Origin of the sequence: Streptomyces sp. G45, from assembly GCF_049542095.1 — a bacterium.
In the GTDB taxonomy this organism is placed as follows: Bacteria; Actinomycetota; Actinomycetes; order Streptomycetales; family Streptomycetaceae; genus Streptomyces.
Genome location: NZ_JBMUZU010000001.1, coordinates 2675855 through 2695881 on the forward strand (window position 1 = coordinate 2675855; position 20027 = coordinate 2695881).

12 protein-coding genes and 2 pseudogenes are annotated in these 20027 nt (G+C 72.3%); 10 read left to right on the forward strand and 4 right to left on the reverse strand.

What is annotated here, in order from left to right; all coding sequences use genetic code 11:
* Window positions 1-77: 77 nt before the first annotated feature.
* Entirely contained in the window at window positions 78-614 is a 537-nt protein-coding gene (locus tag ACOBQU_RS10540; RefSeq protein ID WP_423626057.1) for a hypothetical protein, read from the forward strand.
* A gap of 20 nt (window positions 615-634) precedes the next feature.
* Here the strand turns inward: ACOBQU_RS10540 and mycP are convergent.
* Window positions 635-1878: pseudogene (mycP, locus tag ACOBQU_RS10545) on the reverse strand (type VII secretion-associated serine protease mycosin).
* Window positions 1879-1899: 21 nt separating this feature from the next.
* Window positions 1900-3432, reverse strand: coding sequence for a type VII secretion protein EccB (gene eccB, locus ACOBQU_RS10550; protein ID WP_423626059.1), 1533 nt, complete (start codon window positions 3430-3432; stop codon window positions 1900-1902).
* 196 nt (window positions 3433-3628) lie between these two features.
* Here eccB and eccE point away from each other — a divergent pair, with 196 nt between their 5' ends.
* From eccE to ACOBQU_RS10590, 8 genes and pseudogenes are all read left to right on the forward strand, one after another.
* On the forward strand, window positions 3629-4951 hold the full coding sequence (eccE, locus tag ACOBQU_RS10555) for a type VII secretion protein EccE (RefSeq protein ID WP_423626060.1): 1323 nt from the start codon (window positions 3629-3631) through the stop codon (window positions 4949-4951).
* Entirely contained in the window at window positions 4951-5658 is a 708-nt protein-coding gene (locus tag ACOBQU_RS10560) for a hypothetical protein (RefSeq protein WP_423626062.1), read from the forward strand. The genes eccE and ACOBQU_RS10560 overlap by 1 nt, the downstream gene beginning before the upstream one ends.
* 580 nt (window positions 5659-6238) lie before the next feature.
* Window positions 6239-9583, forward strand: a complete 3345-nt coding sequence (locus ACOBQU_RS10565) for an SCO5717 family growth-regulating ATPase (RefSeq protein ID WP_423626064.1) — start codon at window positions 6239-6241, stop codon at window positions 9581-9583.
* Window positions 9584-9992: 409 nt separating this feature from the next.
* Window positions 9993-11906 carry an ABC transporter substrate-binding protein gene (locus tag ACOBQU_RS10570; protein ID WP_423626066.1) on the forward strand — a complete coding sequence of 638 codons (1914 nt, stop codon included), beginning with the start codon at window positions 9993-9995 and terminating at the stop codon, window positions 11904-11906.
* A gap of 74 nt (window positions 11907-11980) precedes the next feature.
* Window positions 11981-13075: an ABC transporter permease gene (locus tag ACOBQU_RS10575; protein WP_423626067.1), complete on the forward strand. Its 1095-nt coding sequence runs from the start codon at window positions 11981-11983 to the stop codon at window positions 13073-13075.
* Window positions 13072-14013, forward strand: a complete 942-nt coding sequence (locus ACOBQU_RS10580; RefSeq protein ID WP_423626069.1) for an ABC transporter permease — start codon at window positions 13072-13074, stop codon at window positions 14011-14013. Before ACOBQU_RS10575 ends, ACOBQU_RS10580 begins: the two co-directional genes overlap by 4 nt.
* Window positions 14010-15037: pseudogene (locus ACOBQU_RS10585) on the forward strand (ABC transporter ATP-binding protein). The gene ACOBQU_RS10580 and the pseudogene ACOBQU_RS10585 overlap by 4 nt, the downstream one beginning before the upstream one ends.
* Window positions 15038-15107: 70 nt before the next feature.
* Window positions 15108-16145 (forward strand): oligopeptide/dipeptide ABC transporter ATP-binding protein, encoded by a 1038-nt coding sequence (locus ACOBQU_RS10590; RefSeq protein ID WP_423626072.1) that lies wholly within the window; start codon window positions 15108-15110, stop codon window positions 16143-16145.
* Between the two features lie 197 nt (window positions 16146-16342).
* Here ACOBQU_RS10590 and ACOBQU_RS10595 read toward each other — a convergent pair whose 3' ends face one another.
* On the reverse strand, window positions 16343-17353 hold the full coding sequence (locus ACOBQU_RS10595) for a hypothetical protein (RefSeq protein ID WP_423626073.1): 1011 nt from the start codon (window positions 17351-17353) through the stop codon (window positions 16343-16345).
* Window positions 17354-18023: 670 nt separating this feature from the next.
* Here ACOBQU_RS10595 and ACOBQU_RS10600 point away from each other — a divergent pair.
* Entirely contained in the window at window positions 18024-18758 is a 735-nt protein-coding gene (locus ACOBQU_RS10600) for a helix-turn-helix domain-containing protein (RefSeq protein WP_423626075.1), read from the forward strand.
* A gap of 206 nt (window positions 18759-18964) precedes the next feature.
* Here the strand turns inward: ACOBQU_RS10600 and ACOBQU_RS10605 are convergent, their stop codons facing one another.
* Window positions 18965-19924 carry a bifunctional riboflavin kinase/FAD synthetase gene (locus ACOBQU_RS10605; RefSeq protein ID WP_423626077.1) on the reverse strand — a complete coding sequence of 320 codons (960 nt, stop codon included), beginning with the start codon at window positions 19922-19924 and terminating at the stop codon, window positions 18965-18967.
* Between the last annotated feature and the right edge of the window lie 103 nt (window positions 19925-20027).

Genomic DNA, 20027 nt, shown 5'->3' on the forward strand with positions numbered 1-20027 from the left:
AAAGGGATCCTACCTTGAGGACACGGCGCGGACGGATCGTTTGGCGACAGCTCATCAAGAGGCTCACTGTAGGAGCGATGGCGGTCTCCCTGAGTGTCTCTATTTCAGCCTGTTCGGAAGGCAATGAGGAGAGTGGCTATGCCATTCCTGCCTCCTTGTGTGGCGTTCCCGTAAAATCAGAGCTACTAGAACCGTTCTTACCCCCGGGGGATCACGTATCCACCGAGCGAACATTCCCCGATGGAAGGACCGAGCGGTGCACCGTTACCATCGATAACAGAAAAGTGGCGATATTCACTGAGCAGGAGTGGCTGTCAAAGACTTCCAGGCTCCTCGAGGTGGCCCCTTCCAGCGCACGACGGAAGGCCCACGGTATGACTGACCGGTATCTCTACTCAGGCATCGGCGCAGCTGGTAGGACGGTGGGCTGCACCGACCCGAATCAACCAGATCAGCGCCTTTTCACCATCATCCAGTCCTTCACCCCCGACCGTGAAGACGCCCCCACCATGAAGAAGCTCATCAAGGCCTACACCGCCCAAGTGGAGCGGTCCAAGGCCTGTCACCCCAAGCGGGCCGTCGGCCCTGCGTCTTCCGAGTCACCCAAGCCGTGAAAGGGCGGGGCGGCCCCGTCTCAGGCTTGCGGCTCCTTCTGGGACCGGCGGCGTCGGGCGTCGCGCACCGTGACTCCCACTCCTCCCAAGCCCGCCACCACCACCGCAGCCGTTGCCACGACGTACGTGGCGACGCGGGCCGTGCGCTCTGAGGCTGTTTCGCCCAGGTGGAGTTTGGCGGGGGTGGGGGCTTGCCCCGTTGGAGGCCCTCTTGGGCCTGGGGGTGGTTGATGGGGTGGTCGTCTTCGGTGAGGGCTCGGACCGGGTCCACGACGCCCCAGCCGACCAGGCGGTCGCGGCCGGGGATGGAGCGTTCGGCGGTCTGCTGGATCTGGGCGGTGATCTGGCCGGGGGTCCACTGGGGGTGCTTGGCCTTGAGGAGGGCGGCGACGGCGGCCACATAGGGCGCGGCGAAGCTCGTGCCGTTGTCGGAGCAGTGGCCGCCGATGGGGACCGTGGAGATCATGTCCACGCCCGGGGCCGCCACGTCGACGAACTCGCCGGACTGGGAGAAGGGGGCGCGTTCGTTGTTGCGGTCGGACGCCGCGACGGCCAGGACGCCCTCGTACGACGCGGGGTACGTGGGCTTGACGTTGCCGCCCTGGCCGTCGTTGCCCGCGGAGGCGACGATGACGCGGTTCTTGTCGAGCGCCCTGTTCACGGCCTGCTGGAGCTGGGGGGCGGGCTTGGCCGCGTTGGCCGTGTCCTGGGAGATGTTGATGACGTCGGCGCCCTGGTCGACCGCGTGGTCGATGGCCTTGGCCAGCGTTTCGGTCGTGCCGTGGCCCTCCGCGTCGTTCTGCGTGATGGGGATGATCGTCGCACCGGGGGCCAGGCCCACGAAGCCCGTGTTCTTGGCGGGGCGGGCGGCGATGATGCCCGCTACGCGCGTGCCGTGGCCGACCGAGTCCGAGGTGCCGTCCTTCTTGCCCCGGTCGATCTTGTTGCCGTTGTCGTCCTTGAGGTTCCGGTCGAGGAAGTTCTGGCCGCTGGAGGCGTCCACCGCCCGCTTGAGCTGGGGGTTGCGGACGTCCACGCCGGTGTCGATCACCGCCACCCTGACGCCCTTGCCGGTGGACTGGCGCCACAGTTCGTCGAGGAGGACGCGCTGCAGCGACCAGGGGCGGCCCGCGTACGGCCTGTTCGGGAACTGGCACTGGTCCGAGGGTGACGGAGCGGCGGCCGCCGGAGGTACGGCAACGGCGGCGGTGGCGATCAGCGCCGCGGCGGCAGTCGCGGCGCGGCGTGCGGTCGGCGGCGTCATCGTGGGCGGTCCTCCGCTCGCTCAGGAACCCTGCGGCTGACGCGCCGCCGCCGTCGACAGGCGCGGGCCCGTGGGCAGGAACTTGGACCAGGCCGCGGGGACCCGGCTCACCTCCGCGTCCGCGTACCCCAGGCGCGTCTGGGCCTGCCGCGCCTCCTGCTCCTGCTGCTCGCGCTGCTTCTTGGTGGTGCCGATGCCCGCGTCGTCCGTGGCACTGTCGCTGTTGGACTGCATCGCGTACCGCAGGCCCGTGTCCGTGGCCAGGAAGACGCCGCCGGACTTGGTGTCCCTGCCGGTGAACTGGCGGTAGAGCTGGCCCGAGCCGGGCGTCACGTACGCGCTGGAGGAGCCCGTGGGCAGAGGCGCGGGGAAGCCGCGGCCCTGCCATGTGCTCAGCGTGGTGGTGCCGTCGGCGTCCACGTCGCGCAGCACGCTGCACACCGTGGCGCGGTTCTTGGCCCTGGTCGAGGGCGTGGTGGAGGCCTCGTTGGGCAGCCTCGGGCGCTGGTCCGGCCAGTCGTACCCCGCCGCGAAGGCGGCGCCGGGCCTGATGGAGGCCGCGTGGACGCTGCGGGCGCTGCCGCTCCTCATCACGTCCTTCAGCTCGGGGCTGCTCATGAGCAGGTGCGCGACGAAGTCGGACACGGGCGCCACGCGCCGGGGCAGCACCACGTAGTACCGCCAGGTGTCGCCGTCCCTCGCTCTGAGGACCATGCCCACCCTGTTCGCCTGGCGGTCGCGCAGGCCGGGGACGTGGGCCTCCGCTCCGGGGACGCCGTCCACCTTCGGGAAGACGATCCGGTCGCCCCGGTGCAGCGTGGCGAGCCAGTCCCGGGACACGCGCTGCGGCTCGCGGCCGGAGCCCACCACCGTCCGCAGGAGCACCTCGGAGTCGCTCGCGATGCGGTACGCCTCCCCGTGGGCGTCGACCACATAGCGGGTGCCGTCCGGACCGGCCACGTACAACAGCTCGCCGCCGCCGAGCCGTTCGCGGCCGTCCGTCCTGTCCCGCTCGCGGTCCGCGAGCACGAACGCGGCCTTCTGGATGGCCCCGCCGCCCTGGACCGGCCGCTCGCACACGGCCCAGCGCTTCGCGGAACCGGCCTCCTCGGCGGAGGGCAGGCGGTCCGGGGCGTAGGGAATGCCGACCGTCGCGCCGTGCGGAATCCTGCCGCTGTCCAGGACGGACTCGTCGACCTTGATGACGTCGCCCTTGTCCGCGTCGAGGAGGAGCTTCGCCGAGGCCATGTTGAGCACCGGGTGGAGCTGGCGCTTGCCGTCGGTCTTGAGCACGACGTACCGCGTGGTGGACTTGCTGGCGATGATCACGTGCTCCTTCGGGGTGTCCCAGCCCGGCTTGGCGGCCGGTCTGAACATCCCCCAGGCGCCGAACACCGCGAGGACGACCACCCCGACGACGAGTCCGGGCACCACTCCGCGCAACGGGCGCGGGGCGCCCTCCTCCGAGCCGGACGGCGAGGGCTGGAGGAAGGCCGCGAGCGTACGGCGCTTCGCGAAGGTGTAGGCGTTGAGTTCGTCGCGCCGTGATGCCATGACTGTGCGAATCCCCCTGTCAGCGCGGGCGGCGCGTGGCCCTAGCCCTCCGTTGTCAGACCCAGCCCCTACTATGCATGTTATGTAATCGCTTGTGTGTGGCGGGTTAGGTTCCGGAGCCTCAAGAGCCGTGCCTGTCAGGGCAATTCGGTGTCTTTTCGGCGTACTTTCGGCGTACTTTCGGGGGGTTGGGCTGATGGCTTCCATGACGCGGACCCGGGCGCGCGCGGGGAACGGTGAGCCAACGGGCGGGGCGGCGGGGGCCGTCGCGCCGGGCGCGCCGCGCGCCGGAGCCGTCATAGCGCCCCCTTTGCGCTCGCGCTCCCGCCGGTTGGGCCCGTTCCGTCTGCAACGCCTCGTACTGCTGGAGGTCGCGGCCGCCCTGCTGCTCGCCGCCTGGGTGGCCGACTCGCTGCTCCTGGTGCCCGCGGCGGTCGTCGCCGGGGCGCTCGTGCTGCTCGCCGTGGCCCGGCGGCACGGGCGGTCCCTGCCCGAACTGTGGGGCACGGCCCAGGCGTTGCGCGCCCGCAGACGCCGGGCGGCCGGGATCCGCGTGCCTCCGGGCACGGATCCCGCGTTCGCCCCGGCGCTCGAATGCGACCCGTCCCTGCGGACGTTCACCCATCGGGGCCGCGACCGCCGGGAGGTCGGGATGGTCGGGGACGGAACGTTCGTGACGGCGGTCCTCCAGGTCGAGTCGGACGGCACGGCACTGCGGGTCGCGCACCGGCGCCAGCCCCTGCCGCTGGGCCTGGTGCGGGACGCCCTCTCCGTAGACGGCATCCGCCTCGAGTCCGCCCAGGTCGTGCTGCACACCCAGCCCGCGCCCGCGCTGCACCTCCCCCAGCAGTCCGTCGCCGTCAGCAACTACGCGCCGCTCCAGGCGCAGACCGGATCCCCGTCGGTCCGGATCACCTGGATCGCCCTCAAGCTGGACCCCCAGCTGTGCCCCGAGGCCGTCGCGGCGCGCGGCGGCGGGCTCGTCGGCGCCCAGAAGTGCGTGGTCCGCGCCGCCGACCAGCTGGCGAGCCGACTGACGGGGCAGGGGTTCCGTACGACGGTGCTGACGGAGGAGGACCTGATCGCCGCCATCGCCACATCGGCGGGCGCCAACCCCCTGGTCACCGCGCAGTCGGGGCGGGCCGACGCCCCGGAGCGGCGCACCGAGGAGTCCACACGCTCCTGGCGCTGCGACAACCGTCGGCACACCACGTACTGGATACGCCGCTGGCCACGGCTCGGCGGCACCGGCGGCCCGTCGCTCGCGCAGCTCGTCACGCTGCTCACGGCGGTTCCGACGCTCGCCACCACCTTCAGCCTGACGCTGCGGCCCGGCCAGGGGCGGGACGTGTCGATGTCCGGGCACGTGCGCGTGACCGGGCGCGGCGGCACCGAACTCGTCGCGGCCCGCCAGGCGTTGGAGTCCGGCGCCCGGCAGGCCGGGGTCGCGCTGGCCCGGCTCGACCGCGAGCAGCTTCCGGGAATGCTCGCCACGCTGCCGCTGGGAGGTGCGCGCTGATGGCCGCCGTGACCCGCGCGTTGGGGCTGCTCGGCCCGCGCCACGGGCGGCACGTGCTGAGCGCCGACGAGGTCGAGGAGCTGGCGCTCCGCCTGGGGGACGACGGGGTCGTCATCGGCTTGGACTCCCAGCGCCAGCCCGCCGTCCTGGGCGTCAACCGGCCCACCCCGCACGACGTTCTCCTCATCGGTGGCCTCTGGACCGCGCAGGTGATCGCGCTGCGGGCCGCCGCCACGGGGGCGCGGGTGGCCGTGGAGACCGGACGGGCCGCGTCCTGGGCCCAGTTGGTGCGGGCGCTCGGGGTCGGGCCGAGCGGGATGTCCGTGCACGACGTGGGGCGGGTGCCACCGCAGGGCGCGTCCGCCGGGAACCCCGTGCTCGTGGTCCGCGACTGCGGGATGCGGCCGCCCCGGGGGCGGGTGGTCTCCGGGCCCTGGCAGTCCGTCCTCACGCTGCTGCCGTACGTGAGTCCGGTCGCCCCGCGGCTCATCCGGCAGGCGCGGCTCGTCGGCGTGCAGCGGATCTCCCCGGACGAGGCCACGCAGGTCGGGCGGGCCCTGGGCCTCTCACGGAGCGAGGTCGAGGCGCTGCCGACGCTCGCGGACGGGGTGACGCTGTGGTGCGCCGAGCGCGATCGGCAGTACGTGGTGACACAGGGCACCGACGCGGAGGTGGGGTTGTTGGGGGCGGCTCGGAGGATGGACTGAGGGGTTCCGGGGGGGCGGGGGCGGAGGCGCGGGCTGGGCTTGCCGGGTTGAGCGGGTCTGGCGGGTCTAGCGGGTCCAAAGCGGTTTGTGGATTCAGCGGGTGTAGCGGGTTGAGCAGGCTCAGCGAATCCGCCGGGTGGTCGGGCTCATTGGGGTGGCTGCGTTGCCGGGGGTGCCCGGCTCGCTGAGAGCCGGTCGGCTCGCTGAGTTCGCTCGCTCCGTCGAGTTCGCTCCGTCAAGTTCGCTCGGCTCGTTGGCTTCGGCCGGTTCGTTGACTTCAGCCGGTTCGGGGAGTTGCTTGGTTTTTGCGGTGTTATCCGGATGTTGACCGGTTTGCGTGCCGTCGTGGTGTGCGGCTGAACGGGGTTGAGTGGAGCGGGGCTTCGTCTGCCGGAGAGCGTGGGGCGGACTGGCCTGCCGTGCTCATGCTGTTGGTGATTAGGCTGGGACGGGGCGCGACTCCAGAACCCGCGAGCGGGACGCGCGCGTCCCTCACACGGGGAGAGCCAGGCGGATCGGACGACAGGAACGGTCGCCCCCCACCACGGCACGAGCGTGCTCGACCACATCAGGAGGCATTGTGAACAGCGATCGGGACGAGATCCGCGGCGGCTGGGACACACCCGTCGACGATCAGTCCGACGCGGAGTCCGCTGCCGAGACGACGGGCGAGTTCACCATCGATTACGCCCCTCCCGCCTGGTACACGCAGAACGCCTCCGGAAGCGCGGGGGACGCCTCGGGGTCCGGGGCGGATCCGGCGTCGAGTTCCGACGCCGGGGTCGCGTCCGGGGCGGAGTCCGCCGTCGACGCGGTTTCGGAGTCGGGTGCCGGTGCATCGGGGGCCGGTGCGGCATCGGACACGGCGTACGCCGCCTCGCCTGTGGCCGTGCCTCCGCTTCCCGTGTCCGCTCCCGTGGTCGGGGGCGCACCGGAGGCCGCGACCGGTTCCGCCGGTGCCGTGCCCAAGCTCGCGGTGAGTGAGGCGGTGCAGCGGGACTGGGCGACTCCGCCGCCGCCCACGGGTGAGCCCATCGGTTCGCCCGTGCCCTCCGTGGCGTCCGGGGACGACGAGAACGCCGGGCGTGACACATCCGAGGCCGCTGTCACGAGTCTTGGGGGCGGTGATCTGGAGAGCGGCGCCACCATGCGGTTCTCCCCGGCCGCCTTGAGGCGGGAGATGGCCACGCGTGCCCAGGCCGAGGACGAGGGTGACTCCAAGCGTGAGCAGGGCGACCCGAGCGCCGAGGGCGCGGCCGGTGAGGATGGCGCCGAAGGCCAGGCCCAGGGGGTCGGCGCCGACGGTGACAGGGGCGATGACGCTGACGGCCGGGACACCGTCGACCCGCGCGTGGGAGCGACGACCGCCGAGGCCCGTGACGCTGACCGTGACGACGCGGATGACGCGGACGCGGACGGGACGGTCGCGGCCGCGGACGCCGAAGCCGCGGACGGGAGCGCGGATGGCGAAGGTGACGGGCGGGGCGTGAGCGCCTCGGAGGCCACCGGCGCCCTCGGCACCGACACGGCCGACGCCGCCAGCACCAGCGCAGCCAGCGTGGCCAGCACCAGCGCAGCCGACGTGGCCAGCACCGACGGGCCCAGCACCCCCGCGGCCGACTCCGCTGACGCGACCAGCGCCGACGCAACCGCCAAGGACACCACCGGCGCGGAAGCCGCCACGGCCGACGCCGACGCCGACGTGCGGGAAGCCGCACCGCCTGCCTGGACCCCGCCGCCCGCGCCACCCGCGCCACAGGGCGGACTGCCTCCGCTGCCGCCCGCGTTCCAGCCCGCCGCGCCCACGCCCGCGCCGCAGTGGCCGGTCCCGACGCAGGCCGCCGCGCAGCCGCCCGCGCCGACGGACACCCCGCAGGCAGCCGCGCAGACAACCGCACAGGCCACCCCGCAAACCGCCGAAGCCGAAGCCGAGGCGGCCGCCGAGCCCGCGCAGGACGCCGCGCCCGCGCAACCGCCCACGCCTCCGCAGGCCGCCGAGGCCGAGGCCCCCGCCGCACCCCCGCAGCCCTGGACCGCCCCCACCGCGCCGCCCCCCGCCCCCGCGGCCGAGACGCCCCCGGCACCCCAGAGCGGTTACGGCTTCCCCACCCCCGGCACCCCCCAGCCCAGCGGCTACGGCTTCCCCCAGAACCCCCCGGCCCCCCAGCAGCCGGTCGCGCCCCAGCCGCAAGGGCAGTTGCCCCTGCCCGCCGGGTACCAGCCGCAGCCGGGGCAGCCCCCGCTCCCCCAGCCGCTGCCGCAGCCGCCCCACCAGCCGGTCCAGCCAGCCGCCCAGACCGGTCAGCCCCTGCCGCCCGCGCAGGGCGCCCAGCCCGCCGCCCCGCAGCCGGTCCAGCCGGGCCCATGGGCACAGCAGCCCCAGCCCCCGGCGCAGCCGCAGCCCCACGCCCAGGCCCCGTTCGCCCCCCAGTCGCAGCCCGACCCCCAGGCACAGCCCCTGGCCCAGGCTCAGCCCGCCCCCGCGCCGGACTCCGCCCCGCAGCCCCAACCCCAACCGCAGCCCCAACCCCAGCCCGCCGCCCCCCAGCCCCCGCTGGACCCCCGCGCCGGTGCCGCCTGGCCGCAGCCCGTGCAGCACGACCAGCGGGAGCGGACCAACCCGGGCGCCCCGCTGGGCTACACCGCGGCGGTGGAGCTGTCCTCCGACCGGCTGCTCAGCAACAAGAAGCAGCGGACGAAGAGCAGCAGGCCCGTGGGCGGCGGCTCGCGGTTCCGGTTCGGCGGGAAGAAGGAGGAGGCCGAGCGCCAGCGGAAGCTGGAGCTGATCCGCACCCCGGTCCTCTCCTGCTACCGCATCGCGGTGATCAGCCTCAAGGGCGGCGTCGGCAAGACCACCACGACGACCGCGCTCGGCTCGACCCTCGCCAGCGAGCGCCAGGACAAGATCCTCGCGATCGACGCCAACCCGGACGCCGGTACGCTCGGGCGGCGCGTGCGGCGCGAGACCGGGGCCACCATCCGCGACCTCGTCCAGGCGATCCCGTACCTCAACTCGTACATGGACATCCGGCGCTTCACCTCGCAGGCGCCGTCCGGTCTGGAGATCATCGCCAACGACGTCGACCCGGCCGTGTCCACGACGTTCAACGACGAGGACTACCGGCGCGCGATCGACGTGCTCGGCAAGCAGTACCCGATCATCCTGACGGACTCGGGCACGGGCCTGCTGTACAGCGCGATGCGCGGGGTGCTGGACCTCGCCGACCAGCTCATCATCATCTCCACGCCGTCCGTGGACGGGGCGAGCAGCGCGTCCACGACGCTGGACTGGCTGGCCGCGCACGGGTACGCGGACCTCGTGCAGCGGTCCATCACGGTGATCTCCGGAGTGCGCGAGACCGGCAAGCTGATCAAGGTCGAGGACATCGTGGCGCACTTCGAGACGCGCTGCCGCGGCGTGGTCGTGGTGCCCTTCGACGAGCACCTGGCCGCGGGTGCCGAGGTCAACCTCGACATGATGCGGCCCAAGGTGCGCGAGGCGTACTTCACGCTGGCGGCGATGGTCGCGGAGGACTTCACGCGGGCGCAGCAGGCCCAGGGGCTGTGGACGTCGGACGGCAACCCGCCGCCGCGGGTGGCTCCACCGCTGCCGGGCCAGGGCCAGGGGTACGCGCCGGGCACAGCGGTCCCGCAGCAGGCGGCCCCCGCCCAGGCGGCGCCCCCCTACGCGGCCCCCGACCCCTCCGCCGCACCGCCCCAGCAGCCGTACGGAGTCCCGCCCCAGGCCCCCCAGCCGTACCCGCAGCCGGGCCAGGGCTGGGGAACCCCGGCCCCGACCCCGGCCGCCCAGCCGGGCCAGCCCACCGGAGCCCCCGGAGCCCTCGGCGCCCCCGTGCCACCACCCCAGACCCCCCACCCGCCCCACCCGGCGGCGGACACCCCCGAGGCCCCGCCCCAGCAGTAGCCCCGGGCCGCACGCCGCAGCACCCGGCGTTCAGCCATCCGGCCGTACGGACACACGGCCAACCGGCACCTCACCCATCTGGGCCCGCGCCACCCCGGCGCGGGCCCTTCGCCTTGTCCGCCCGCCACACCCGCCGCACCCGCGCCCCAGGCCACAGCAGGGCCGACCCCACGGCCAGGACCACCGCCACCCCCTGGCCAGGGGTGCGTCAGTGGTCTTGACCAATGCGGATGAAATCCCGGCCAACTCGTTATTTCCGCAGGCCACATGGGGTTCACCTGCCGTTGACGCGCGCAGACTGGCGCTGGTAGACACACACATCAACCAGCCCGCCCCCCTTGATCCAGCACTGATCCAGCAGCCGTAACCAGCCATCTCTGCGCGAGCGATGACGCGAGGTCACCGAGCCATGGACACACGAGATCAGCACGGCAGAACCCGCTCCCCCCGCCCCGGCCCCGCCGGTCCCGCCCCCCTTGCCCGGCGGCCCCGCCGCTCCCCGCGCCCCCGGCTCGCCCTCGCGGGCGGCGCCCTCGCCGCCCTCGTCCTCACCGCGGGTCTCGCGACACCGCTCAACCCGGCCCCGCAGCAGGCGCGGGCCGGTGACGACGGCAAGAAGACGCTCACGGTGGCCGTGGCGCAGAGCGTCGACTCGCTCAGCCCGTTCATCGCCCAGCGGCTGCTCAGCACCAGCATCCACCGGCTGACGTACGAGTACCTGACCAACTACGACCCGAAGGACAACCACGTCGTCCCGGGCTTCGCCGAGAAGTGGCAGCCGTCGGCGGACAAGCTGACCTGGACGTACACCATCCGGTCGGACTCCACCTGGTCGGACGGGAAGAAGGCCACGGCCGAGGACGCCGCCTGGACGTTCAACAAGATGATGTCCAAGGAGGGCACGGCCACCGCCAACTCGAACTTCGTCACCAACTTCAAGAAGGTGACGGCGCCGTCGCCGACGAAGCTCGTCATCGAGCTGAAGAAGCCGCAGTCGACGATGACGGCCCTGGACGTGCCGATCGTGCCCAAGCACGTGTGGGAGAAGGTCGACGACATCTCCAAGTTCAACAACGACGAGGACTTCCCCGTCGTCGGGAACGGGCCGTTCGTCCTGACCGACTTCAAGACCGACCAGTACGTGAAGCTGCGGGCCAACAAGAAGTTCTGGCGCGGGGCGCCCAAGTTCGACGAGCTGGTCTTCAAGACGTACAAGGACCAGGACGCGGCCGTCGCCGCCCTGAAGAAGGGCGAGGTGTCCTTCGTCGCCGGGCAGCCCGCGCTCACCCCCGCGCAGGCCAACGGGCTCAAGGGCCAGAGCGACATCAAGGTCAACAACGGGCCGGGGCGCCGCTTCTTCGCCATCGCCACCAACCCCGGGGCCCGCACCAGGGACGGCAAGAAGTTCGGCGACGGCCATCCCGCGCTGCTCGACAAGCGGGTCCGCCAGGCGCTCTTCCTGTCCGTGGACCGCAAGACGATCGTCGACAAGGTCTTCCAGGGGAACGCGGTGGAGGGCGCGGGCTACATTCCGCCGCGGTTCTCCGACTACGCCTGGAAGCCGTCCCCCGAGCAGGAGCTGAAGTACGACCCGAAGAAAGCGGCCGCCCTGCTCGACCAGGCGGGCTACAAGAAGAACGGCGACGGGAAGCGCGTCGGCAAGGACGGCCGGGCGCTGAACTTCCGCATCCTGTGCCATGCCACGGACCCCAACGACAAGGCCGTCGGAAAGTACCTCAAGGAGTGGTGGGGCGAGCTGGGCATCGGGCTCAAGGTGAACTGCCTCGACGACGTGTCGGTGCCGTGGTACGCCGGTGAGTACGACCTCGCCTTCGACGGCTGGTCCGTGAACCCGGACCCGGACTTCGTCCTCGGCATCCACACCTGCCCGGCGCTGCCCGAGAAGGCCAAGGAGAGCGCGGCCACCGACAACTTCATCTGCGACAAGAAGTTCGACGACCTGTACGACAAGCAGCTCGCCGAGTACGACCCGGCCAAGCGGGCCGCGCTCGTCAAGCGGATGCAGTCCTGGCTGTACGACTCGGGCTATATGAACGTGATGGCGTACCCCAACGCCGTCGAGGCCTACCGCACGGACCAGATCAAGTCCATCACCACCATGCCGTCCGCCGCGGGCAACATCTACGGCCAGGACGGCTATTGGAGTTGGTGGTCGGCGGTCCCGGCGAGTGGGGACGGCGGTTCCGATGACGGCGGCTCCACCGGTGTCATCATCGGTATCGCCGCCGCCGCGGTGGTGCTCGCGGGCGGCGGGGCCCTGATCGCCCTGCGCCGCCGCTCGACCGCGGAGGACCGTGAATAGCCGTCGCTGACCAGCCGCCGCTCGACCGCAGAGGACCGCGAACAACGGATGACCCACAACACCGCGAGTAGCGCATGACCGCAAGCGAGAGCAATCCGGCGGCGATCCTCGCCGCCGAGGCCGAGGCGGAGCGGCCCGGCGGACCGGCCACCGGGGCCGGTCCCCGGGGCCGGGGCCCGCGGGCGCGGGACACCGCCGCCTACCTGACGTACGTCGCCGGGAAGCTCGGCGGCGCCCTCGTGTCGATGTTCGCCGTGCTCGTCACCAGCTTCTTCCTGTTCCGGCTCATCCCGGGCGACCCGGTGAAGCAGATGACCGGCGGGCGCCGCGTGTCGAGCGAGCAACTGGCGGCGATGCGCCAGGAGTTCGGGCTCGACGACCCGATGTGGAAGCAGTTCACGGACTACTGCGGAAACGTCCTGACCGGGGACTTCGGCACCTCGTACCAGTTCCACGCGCCCGTCATGGACAAGATCACCGAGGCGCTCGGCCCGACGCTGTGGCTCACCGGCACGGCGTACGTCCTCTACACGGTCATCGGCATCTGGCTGGGCACGCGCGCCGCGTGGCGCAACGGCCGCCTCGGCGACCGCTTCCACACCGGGCTCGCGCTCACGCTGTACTCGGTGCCGTCGTTCTGGCTGGGCCTGCTGCTGATCATCACGTTCTCCGTGGGCGCGGGGCCGCTGCCCGACATGTTCCCCACGGGCGGCATGGAGAGCGGCGACGAGAGCGGCTTCGCGTACGTCGCCGACGTGGCGCACCACATGGTGCTCCCGGTGCTCACGCTGGTCGCCGTCGGGTACGCGCAGACGCTGCTCGTGATGCGCTCCTCGCTCCTGGACGAGATGGGCAGCGACTATCTGACGACCGCGCGCGCCAAGGGGCTGCGGGACGACCTGGTGCGCCGCCGCCACGCCGTGCCGAACGCGCTCCTTCCCACGGTGACGCTGATGTTCGTGAACCTGGGCACGGTGGTCGCGGGCGCCATCCTGGTGGAGACCGTGTTCTCCTGGCCGGGGCTCGGCAGCCTCTTCTACCAGGCGCTCAGCGTGCCCGACCTGCCGCTGGTGCAGGGCCTGTTCTTCGTCTTCGCCGTCGCGGTGATCCTGATGAACACCGTCGCCGACGTGATCTATCCGCTGCTCGACCCGAGGGTGGGCCGATGACCACCGACACAGCCGAGGTGTCCGCCGCGCCCGGAGCGCCGGTGGCCAAGAGCAGGCGGGCGCTCGCCCGGGCCCGCCGCCGCCAGTCCGCGCTACGCTTCTGGCGCTCCTACCGCACGCACCGGTCGGGGCTGTTCGGCCTGGCCGTGCTCGTCCTGATCGCGCTCGCGGCGGTCCTCGCGCCGCTGCTCGTCGGCTCGGACGCGGACAGCGTCACGCGCGCGCCGGGCAAGGCCCTGGAGTCCCCGAGCGCCGAGTTCCCGCTCGGCACCGACCAGTTCGGCCGCGACCTGCTGGCGCTGCTCGTGTACGGGGCGCGGATCTCGCTGACCATCGGGCTGCTCGCGGCGTTCCTGTCGGTGGCGATCGGCACGGTCGTCGGCATCACGGCCGGGCACTACCGCGGCTGGTACGGCACGGTGATGATGCGCGTCACCGACTGGTTCCTGGTGATGCCCACGCTGGTGCTCGCGATCGCCCTGGCGGTCGTGATGGAGGGCTCCCTGACCACGATCATCGTGGCGATCGGCGTGACGACCTGGCCGAAGACGGCGCGCCTGGTGCGCGCGCAGACCCTCGCCGTGGAGTCCCGCCCGTACATCGAGCGGGCTCAGGCGCTCGGCGGCGGCCACACCCACATCATGCTGCGGCACGTGCTGCCGAACGTGATGCCGCTGGTCCTGGCGCAGACCACCCTGATCATCTCCGACGCCATCCTCACCGAGGCCACGCTCGCGTTCCTCGGCCTCGGCGACCCGACGGCGGTCTCCTGGGGCGGTCTGCTCCAGGACGCCCGTGAGGCGGGCGCGGTCAGCGCGGGCGACTGGTGGTACCTGGCGCCGCCCGGCATCGCCATCGCCGTGGTCGCGCTCGCGTTCACGCTGTGCGGGCGGACCGTGGAGTCCGTGCTCAACCCCAGGCTGGGAGTGTCCCGTTGACCACCGCATCAGACCAGTCGGCCGCCGGGCAGCCGCTGCTCGACGTCAGGAACCTCGAAGTGACGTACGCGTCCGGGGCCGCCGCCGTGCGCGGGGTCGACCTCACCGTGGGCGCGGGGCACAAGCTGGGCGTGGCGGGCGAGTCGGGCTGCGGCAAGTCCACGCTGGCGCTCGCCCTGCTGCGGCTGCTGCCCGCGGGGACGCGGGTGACCGGCGAGATCCTGCTGGACGGCGAGGACGTGCTCACGATGAAGTGGGGCCGGGTCCGCGCGGTCCGCTGGGCGGGCGTCTCCGTGGTCTTCCAGGGCGCCATGCACTCCCTGAACGCGGTGCACCGCATCGGCGACCAGATCGCCGAGCCGATCCTGCTGCACAAGAAGGCCACCCCGGGCGCCGCCAAGAAGAAGGCCCGTGAGCTGCTCGAACACGTGGGCCTGCCGGGCGCCCGCGCGGACGCCTACCCGCACGAGCTGTCCGGCGGCCAGCGCCAGCGCGTGATGATCGCGATGGCGCTCGCCTGCGACCCGCGCCTGATCATCGCCGACGAGCCGACCACCGCGCTCGACGTGATGATCCAGGCGCAGATCCTCCGCCTGATCGAGCAGCTGGTGGCCGACCAGGACCTGGGCCTCATCATGATCAGCCACGACCTGGCGGTCCTCGCCGACACCTGCGACCGGCTCGCGGTGATGTACGCGGGCCGGGTCGTCGAACAGGGCCCGGCCCGCGACGTGTACGAGCGGGCGCAGCACCCGTACGGCAAGGCCCTGTCGGCGGCGTTCCCCGCATCGGCGACCTCGGCTCGCGGTTCGCGCCCCAGGGCCTGCCGGGCGACCCGCCGGACCCCTCGGCGCTGCCGTCCGGCTGCACCTTCCACCCCCGCTGCCCGGTCGCCCTGGACACCTGCGCCAGTCAGGACCAGCACCTGCGCGCGGCGGGCCCGGCCCACCAGGCGGCCTGCGTCCACGTGGCCCAGGTCCCCGCCCAGCAGGCGTCGGCGCCCGCGGTGGAGGGGACGCCATGACGGCCCCGTACGGCCAGAAGGCGGCTTCGTACGCCGTGACACCCAGGTCCCCGGCCGCGAGGAGACGCGCATGACCACCGAATCCACCCTCACCCCGGACGCGCGCCCCGACGGCGGGGCGCCGCTGCTGTCCGCGTCGAAGCTGCACATCACCTTCCCCGGGAGGCGGGGCGCGGACCCGGCGCGGGCGGTGGACGGCGTGGACCTGGACATCCGGCCGGGTGAGATCGTCGCGCTGGTCGGCGAGTCCGGCTGCGGCAAGACGACGCTCGCGCGGTCCCTGCTCGGCCTGGTCCCGCCGACGTCGGGCCAGGTCACGTTCGCCGGAAGGCCGCTCAGCTACCGGGGCCGCGCCCTGAAGGCGTACCGCAAGCGGGTGCAGCTGGTGCTCCAGGACCCGAGCGGCTCGCTCAACCCTCGGCACACCGTGTACGAGGCGGTCGCGGAGGGGCTGCGGATCCACGGGTACGCCGGGGACGAGCAGGCGGCCGTCGCCGACGCCCTGTCACGGGCGGGCCTGCGGCCGCCGGAGCGGTTCTTCCTGCGCTACCCGCACGAGCTGTCCGGCGGGCAGCGCCAGCGCGTGGTCATCGCGGGCGCGCTCGTCCTGGAGCCGGAACTCATCGTGGCGGACGAGCCGGTGGCGTCCCTGGACGCGTCGGTGCGCGGCGAGATCCTGGCGCTGCTGCTGCGGCTGCGGGACGAACTGGGCCTGTCCGCGCTGGTGGTGACCCACGACCTGGGGCTCGCCTGGAACATCGCGGACCGCGTGGCGGTGATGTACCTGGGCCGCATCGTGGAGACCGGCGCGGTGGAGGAGGTCCTGACGGCGCCTCAGCACCCGTACACCCAGGCCCTGTTGTCCGTCCTGCCGGAGGCCGAGGGCGAGCCGGTGGTCCTCACCGGCGAGCCCCCGGATCCGTCCCGCGTCCCGTCGGGCTGCCGGTTCCACGCCCGCTGCCAGATCCTCGCCGGGGGCGAGGCCGAGCGCGCCGGGGTGGCGCGGGACTGCCGGACGAAGGACCTGCCGGTCCTGTCGGGGGCGGGCATCACGCAGGTGGCCTGCCACTGGGCGGCGGCAGGAGGGAACAGCCCGTCCGGCGACTAAGCAGGTGTTCTTCAACCTCGATGCCGCAGGTCAGAGGTGGCGTGTTGCCCGTGGGACAGAAGTCGCCGTCCCGCCCGTCGCGAACACGCTCCCGTCCCGCTGGCCTGGCCCAGCGGGACGGGAGCGGTCACTCGCCGATCCGGGACCTGCTCCGCTGCCGCACGAGATGCTGGCAGAGGCAGCGCCCGACGCTCGCCTCAGGGACGGGCGTCGGCACTGGACGAGAAGAACAGGCGCCCGTCGCCGCCCTGCCCCTTCCACGCCCCGTACAGACGGTTGTCGAAGGGCGCGAGCGCCGGGCCGTTGCTCGTGCCGCCGCCGAACGTGGCCTGGGAGCCGAAGGTCCCGCCGTTCGCGCTGGCGTTGTAGAAGATGCGCGGGTCGTCACCCGCTCCCTTCCACGCCACGAAGAGCGCGCCGTGGAAGACCGTCAGGGAGGGGCCGTGGCTTGTACCGCCGACGCCGCCGAGCGGGCCGCGCTGGTCCCACACCAGGCCGTCGGAGCTCGTCGCGTGGTGGACGCGTGCCTCACCGGCGCCCTTCCAGGCCACGTAGAGCCGCCCGCCGAACGCGGTCGCAGTCGGGGCCCTGTCGGTGCGGGCGCCGGTCAGCGTCTGCTGGTCCGACCAGGCTGAGCCGTCCGCCGTGGATGCGTAGAAGACGCGCTGATCGTCGCCGATCCCCTTCCAGACCAGATAGAGGCGGCCGTTGAACTCGGCGAGCGCCGGACTGGTGTTGGTGCCGCCCACCAACGGACGCTGCTCCGTCCAACGGGAGCCGTCCGCCGTGGATGCGTAGAAGACACGCTGATCGTCGCCGATCCCCTTCCAGACCAGATAGAGGCGGCCGTTGAACTCGGCGAGCGCGGGAGCGGTGCTGGTGCCGCCCACCAGCGGACGCTGCTCGGTCCACGTGGAGCCGTCGGGGCTGGAGGCGAAGAAGATGCGCTGGTCGTCGCCCGTGCCTTTCCATACCGCGTAGAGGCGGCCGTTGAACTCGGCGAGCGCCGGGCTCGCGCTCGTGCTGCCGCCGAAGGCGCGCTGGTCGGTCCAGGTGCCCGTCGCGGCGGACGCCGTGGCGGGGCCGAAGAGCACGGTCAGGCAGGCCGCGACGACGAGCGACACGACGAGCCGCAGCGGTCCGTAGCGGCCGAGGCTGCTGCTGCCCGGCGCCGGGCGAAGACCTCTTGCGAGGGTGAGTGCGGTCATAACTCCTCCTTGATGGCTGGGATGGCTGGGATGACTGCCATGGATGGCGTGGATGGCGTGGATGGATCAGCTCTCGACGCGGAACGCGCGCACCTTGCTGCGGGAGTCCGGCCACGGGCTCGCTGCCCCCTCATGGCGGCTGCACGCGTCGCCCGGTGTGCCGCCATCCCGGCGGCCCCCGTAGAGACGATCTGCTTGCGGCCCCTGCTGGGTCCTCGAACCCGTCATGGTGCTCGGCGCCCTTGTCGCGGGAGTACCAGGACTTGTTCTGCGAAGAGGCCGGTGAGTTGATCGACGGTTGAGCGGACGCCGCAGGCGCCGTGGCAGTCGGGGCGATGAGCACCGCGAGGGCGCGTGTGGTGAGGCCAACGAGATGTCGTGTGCCGGCGCGGGATCGTACCGTGTGCAGACTCCCGTGCTCCTTCGTCGGCAACGGCGTGCTTTCCATGGCGTTGCCCTCTCGGATTTGGTCGAGTGCAATTGATGGAGCGCGCGGGTCTTGCGTGAAAGAGGGTCTCCGAGCGCAAGCAGCACGGCCAGGCTTCGGTCCGCTGAGCGGACCGACACGCACCCCAGGTACCCGGCACGGCGGTGAGCGCCGGGCCCATCGAAGAAGCAGGGAGCGGCGGTGGGCGGCAGACCAGAAGCGCACAGAGGCGGCGGGCGTGGGGTGTTGGAGGGCGCGTTCGCGCTGCTCGAAGAACTCAGCCGGGTCGGGGAGGCCGGTCTGACCCAGCTGGCGGTCGGCGCGAACCTGCCCAAGGCCACCGCGCACCGGCTGCTGGAGCAACTCCTCGCGCTTGGCGCCGTACGCCGTCACGCCGGTCGCTACCAGATGGGTTCCCGCATGTTCCAGCTCGGCCAGTCGTGGCAGTCTTCCGCGCGGACGCTCCGCCTGGCAGCGGGTCATCCATTGCGGCAACTGGCCTCGAACGCGCCGGGCACCAGCATCGGCTTGACTGTCGCCGAGACCGACCGCGCCATGATCGTGTGTGGGATCCTCGGCGAGGTCAACGAGGTTCTCCCCTGCGGTTCGGGGACCCTGCTGCCCTCTGGATCGGTAGCCGAACAGATCATGTCCATCCACACCCCCCGGACGGAACCACCGACGCCGTACTCCGCCCGCCAATGGGGACGGCTCCTCACCCGGGCCCGCGACCGCGGCCTTGCCTTCGGCTGCCTCGACACTCTGGGGGTGCACACCGCGGCCGCACCCGTGTACGCACCTGACGGGAGCATCGTCGCCGCGGTCGGAGCTTCCGTGCTCGACGCCTCACGCATCGCTGCCCTGGCCGACGACCTACGCCGCGCCGCGGACATGACCAGCGCGGCGCTGCTGCGGCTCAACCGCCGCACACGGGGAACACGCTCCACACCGCCACCGCCACCGCCACCGCTGCCATGACCAGCTGCTCAACAGACCTGCGCGAACGCTCGATCGAACGGCGCATACGCGACCAGGGCCTGTCCGGTGGGTCACTCTCCAGGTGGGCCCTACCTGGGAAACTCCGGGATCTCGCCCAAGAACTGATCGAGGTGTGACATGGCCCGCTGAAGCACGTCGATGGACCCGGCGATGTCTCCAGGAAGTTCCAGGGCGTGATTAGGGCCTCAGCCCCGCTCCGCCTCGAACCGCTCGACGAGTTCCCGGGCCTTCTTGACGTCGTTCCCCATGGCGACAAGAAGCTCGTCGATGGACTCGAACTTCGCCTGTCCCCGTACGAAGGCCAGGAAGTCCACGGCCACGTGCAGCCCGTACAGATCGAGGCCCACGCGGTCGATGGCGTAGGCCTCGACCGTGCGCTCGGTGCCGTCGAACTGCGGGTTGGTGCCCACGGAGATCGCCGCGGGCATCGCCTCGCCCTGGGCGTGCAGCCAGCCCGCGTACACGCCGTCGGCGGGGATCGCGGTGTGCGGCAGCGTCTCCACGTTGGCCGTCGGGAAGCCCAGCTCGCGGCCGCGCTGGGCGCCGCGGACGACGACGCCCTCGACGCGGTGCGGGCGGCCGAGGATCTCGCGGGCGCCCGCCACGTCGCCCTCGGCGACCAGGCGGCGGGTCAGCGTGGACGAGAACGGCTGGCCGCCGCCCGCCTCGCCGCTGACGTACAGGTCGATGACCTCGACCTCGTAGTCGTACGTCTCGCCCAGCTCGGCGAGGACCTCCACATTGCCCGCGGCGCGGTGGCCGAAGCGGAAGTCGGGGCCCTCGACGACGGCCCTGGCGTGCAGCTTGTCGACGAGGACCTTCACCACGAAGTCGGCGGGCGACAGCTTCGAGAACTCGGTCGTGAACGGCAGGATCAGCACGGCGTCCACGCCCAGCTGCGCCATCAGCTCGGCGCGCCGGTGGTGCGGGGCGAGCAGCGGCGGGTGGCTGCCGGGGCGGACGACCTCGCTCGGGTGCGGGTCGAAGGTGACGACCACGGCGGGCACGCCCAGCTCACGGGCGCGGGCCACCGCACGGCCGATGATGAGCTGGTGCCCTCGGTGCACGCCGTCGTAGGAACCAATGGTGACGACGCTGCGCCCCCAGTCCTGGGGAATGTCCTCCAAGCCACGCCAGCGCTGCACTGTCCTCGCTCCTCGCCGAACCCGTGTACGTCGCGTACGTCCGTACGTTCCCTTGCCGATTGCGCAGGTCTAAGAGTGCCATGCCGACAGGTTGTCGCCCGCA

Bases quoted from the DNA above. Each gene is read 5' to 3' on its own strand.
- ACOBQU_RS10540 (WP_423626057.1), top strand. From the start codon at position 78: ATGGCGGTCTCCCTGAGTGTCTCTATTTCAGCCTGTTCGGAAGGCAAT.
- eccB (WP_423626059.1), bottom strand. From the start codon at position 3,432: ATGGCATCACGGCGCGACGAACTCAACGCCTACACCTTCGCGAAGCGC.
- eccE (WP_423626060.1), top strand. From the start codon at position 3,629: ATGGCTTCCATGACGCGGACCCGGGCGCGCGCGGGGAACGGTGAGCCA.
- ACOBQU_RS10560 (WP_423626062.1), top strand. From the start codon at position 4,951: ATGGCCGCCGTGACCCGCGCGTTGGGGCTGCTCGGCCCGCGCCACGGG.
- ACOBQU_RS10570 (WP_423626066.1), top strand. From the start codon at position 9,993: ATGGACACACGAGATCAGCACGGCAGAACCCGCTCCCCCCGCCCCGGC.
- ACOBQU_RS10575 (WP_423626067.1), top strand. From the start codon at position 11,981: ATGACCGCAAGCGAGAGCAATCCGGCGGCGATCCTCGCCGCCGAGGCC.
- ACOBQU_RS10580 (WP_423626069.1), top strand. From the start codon at position 13,072: ATGACCACCGACACAGCCGAGGTGTCCGCCGCGCCCGGAGCGCCGGTG.
- ACOBQU_RS10590 (WP_423626072.1), top strand. From the start codon at position 15,108: ATGACCACCGAATCCACCCTCACCCCGGACGCGCGCCCCGACGGCGGG.
- ACOBQU_RS10595 (WP_423626073.1), bottom strand. From the start codon at position 17,353: ATGACCGCACTCACCCTCGCAAGAGGTCTTCGCCCGGCGCCGGGCAGC.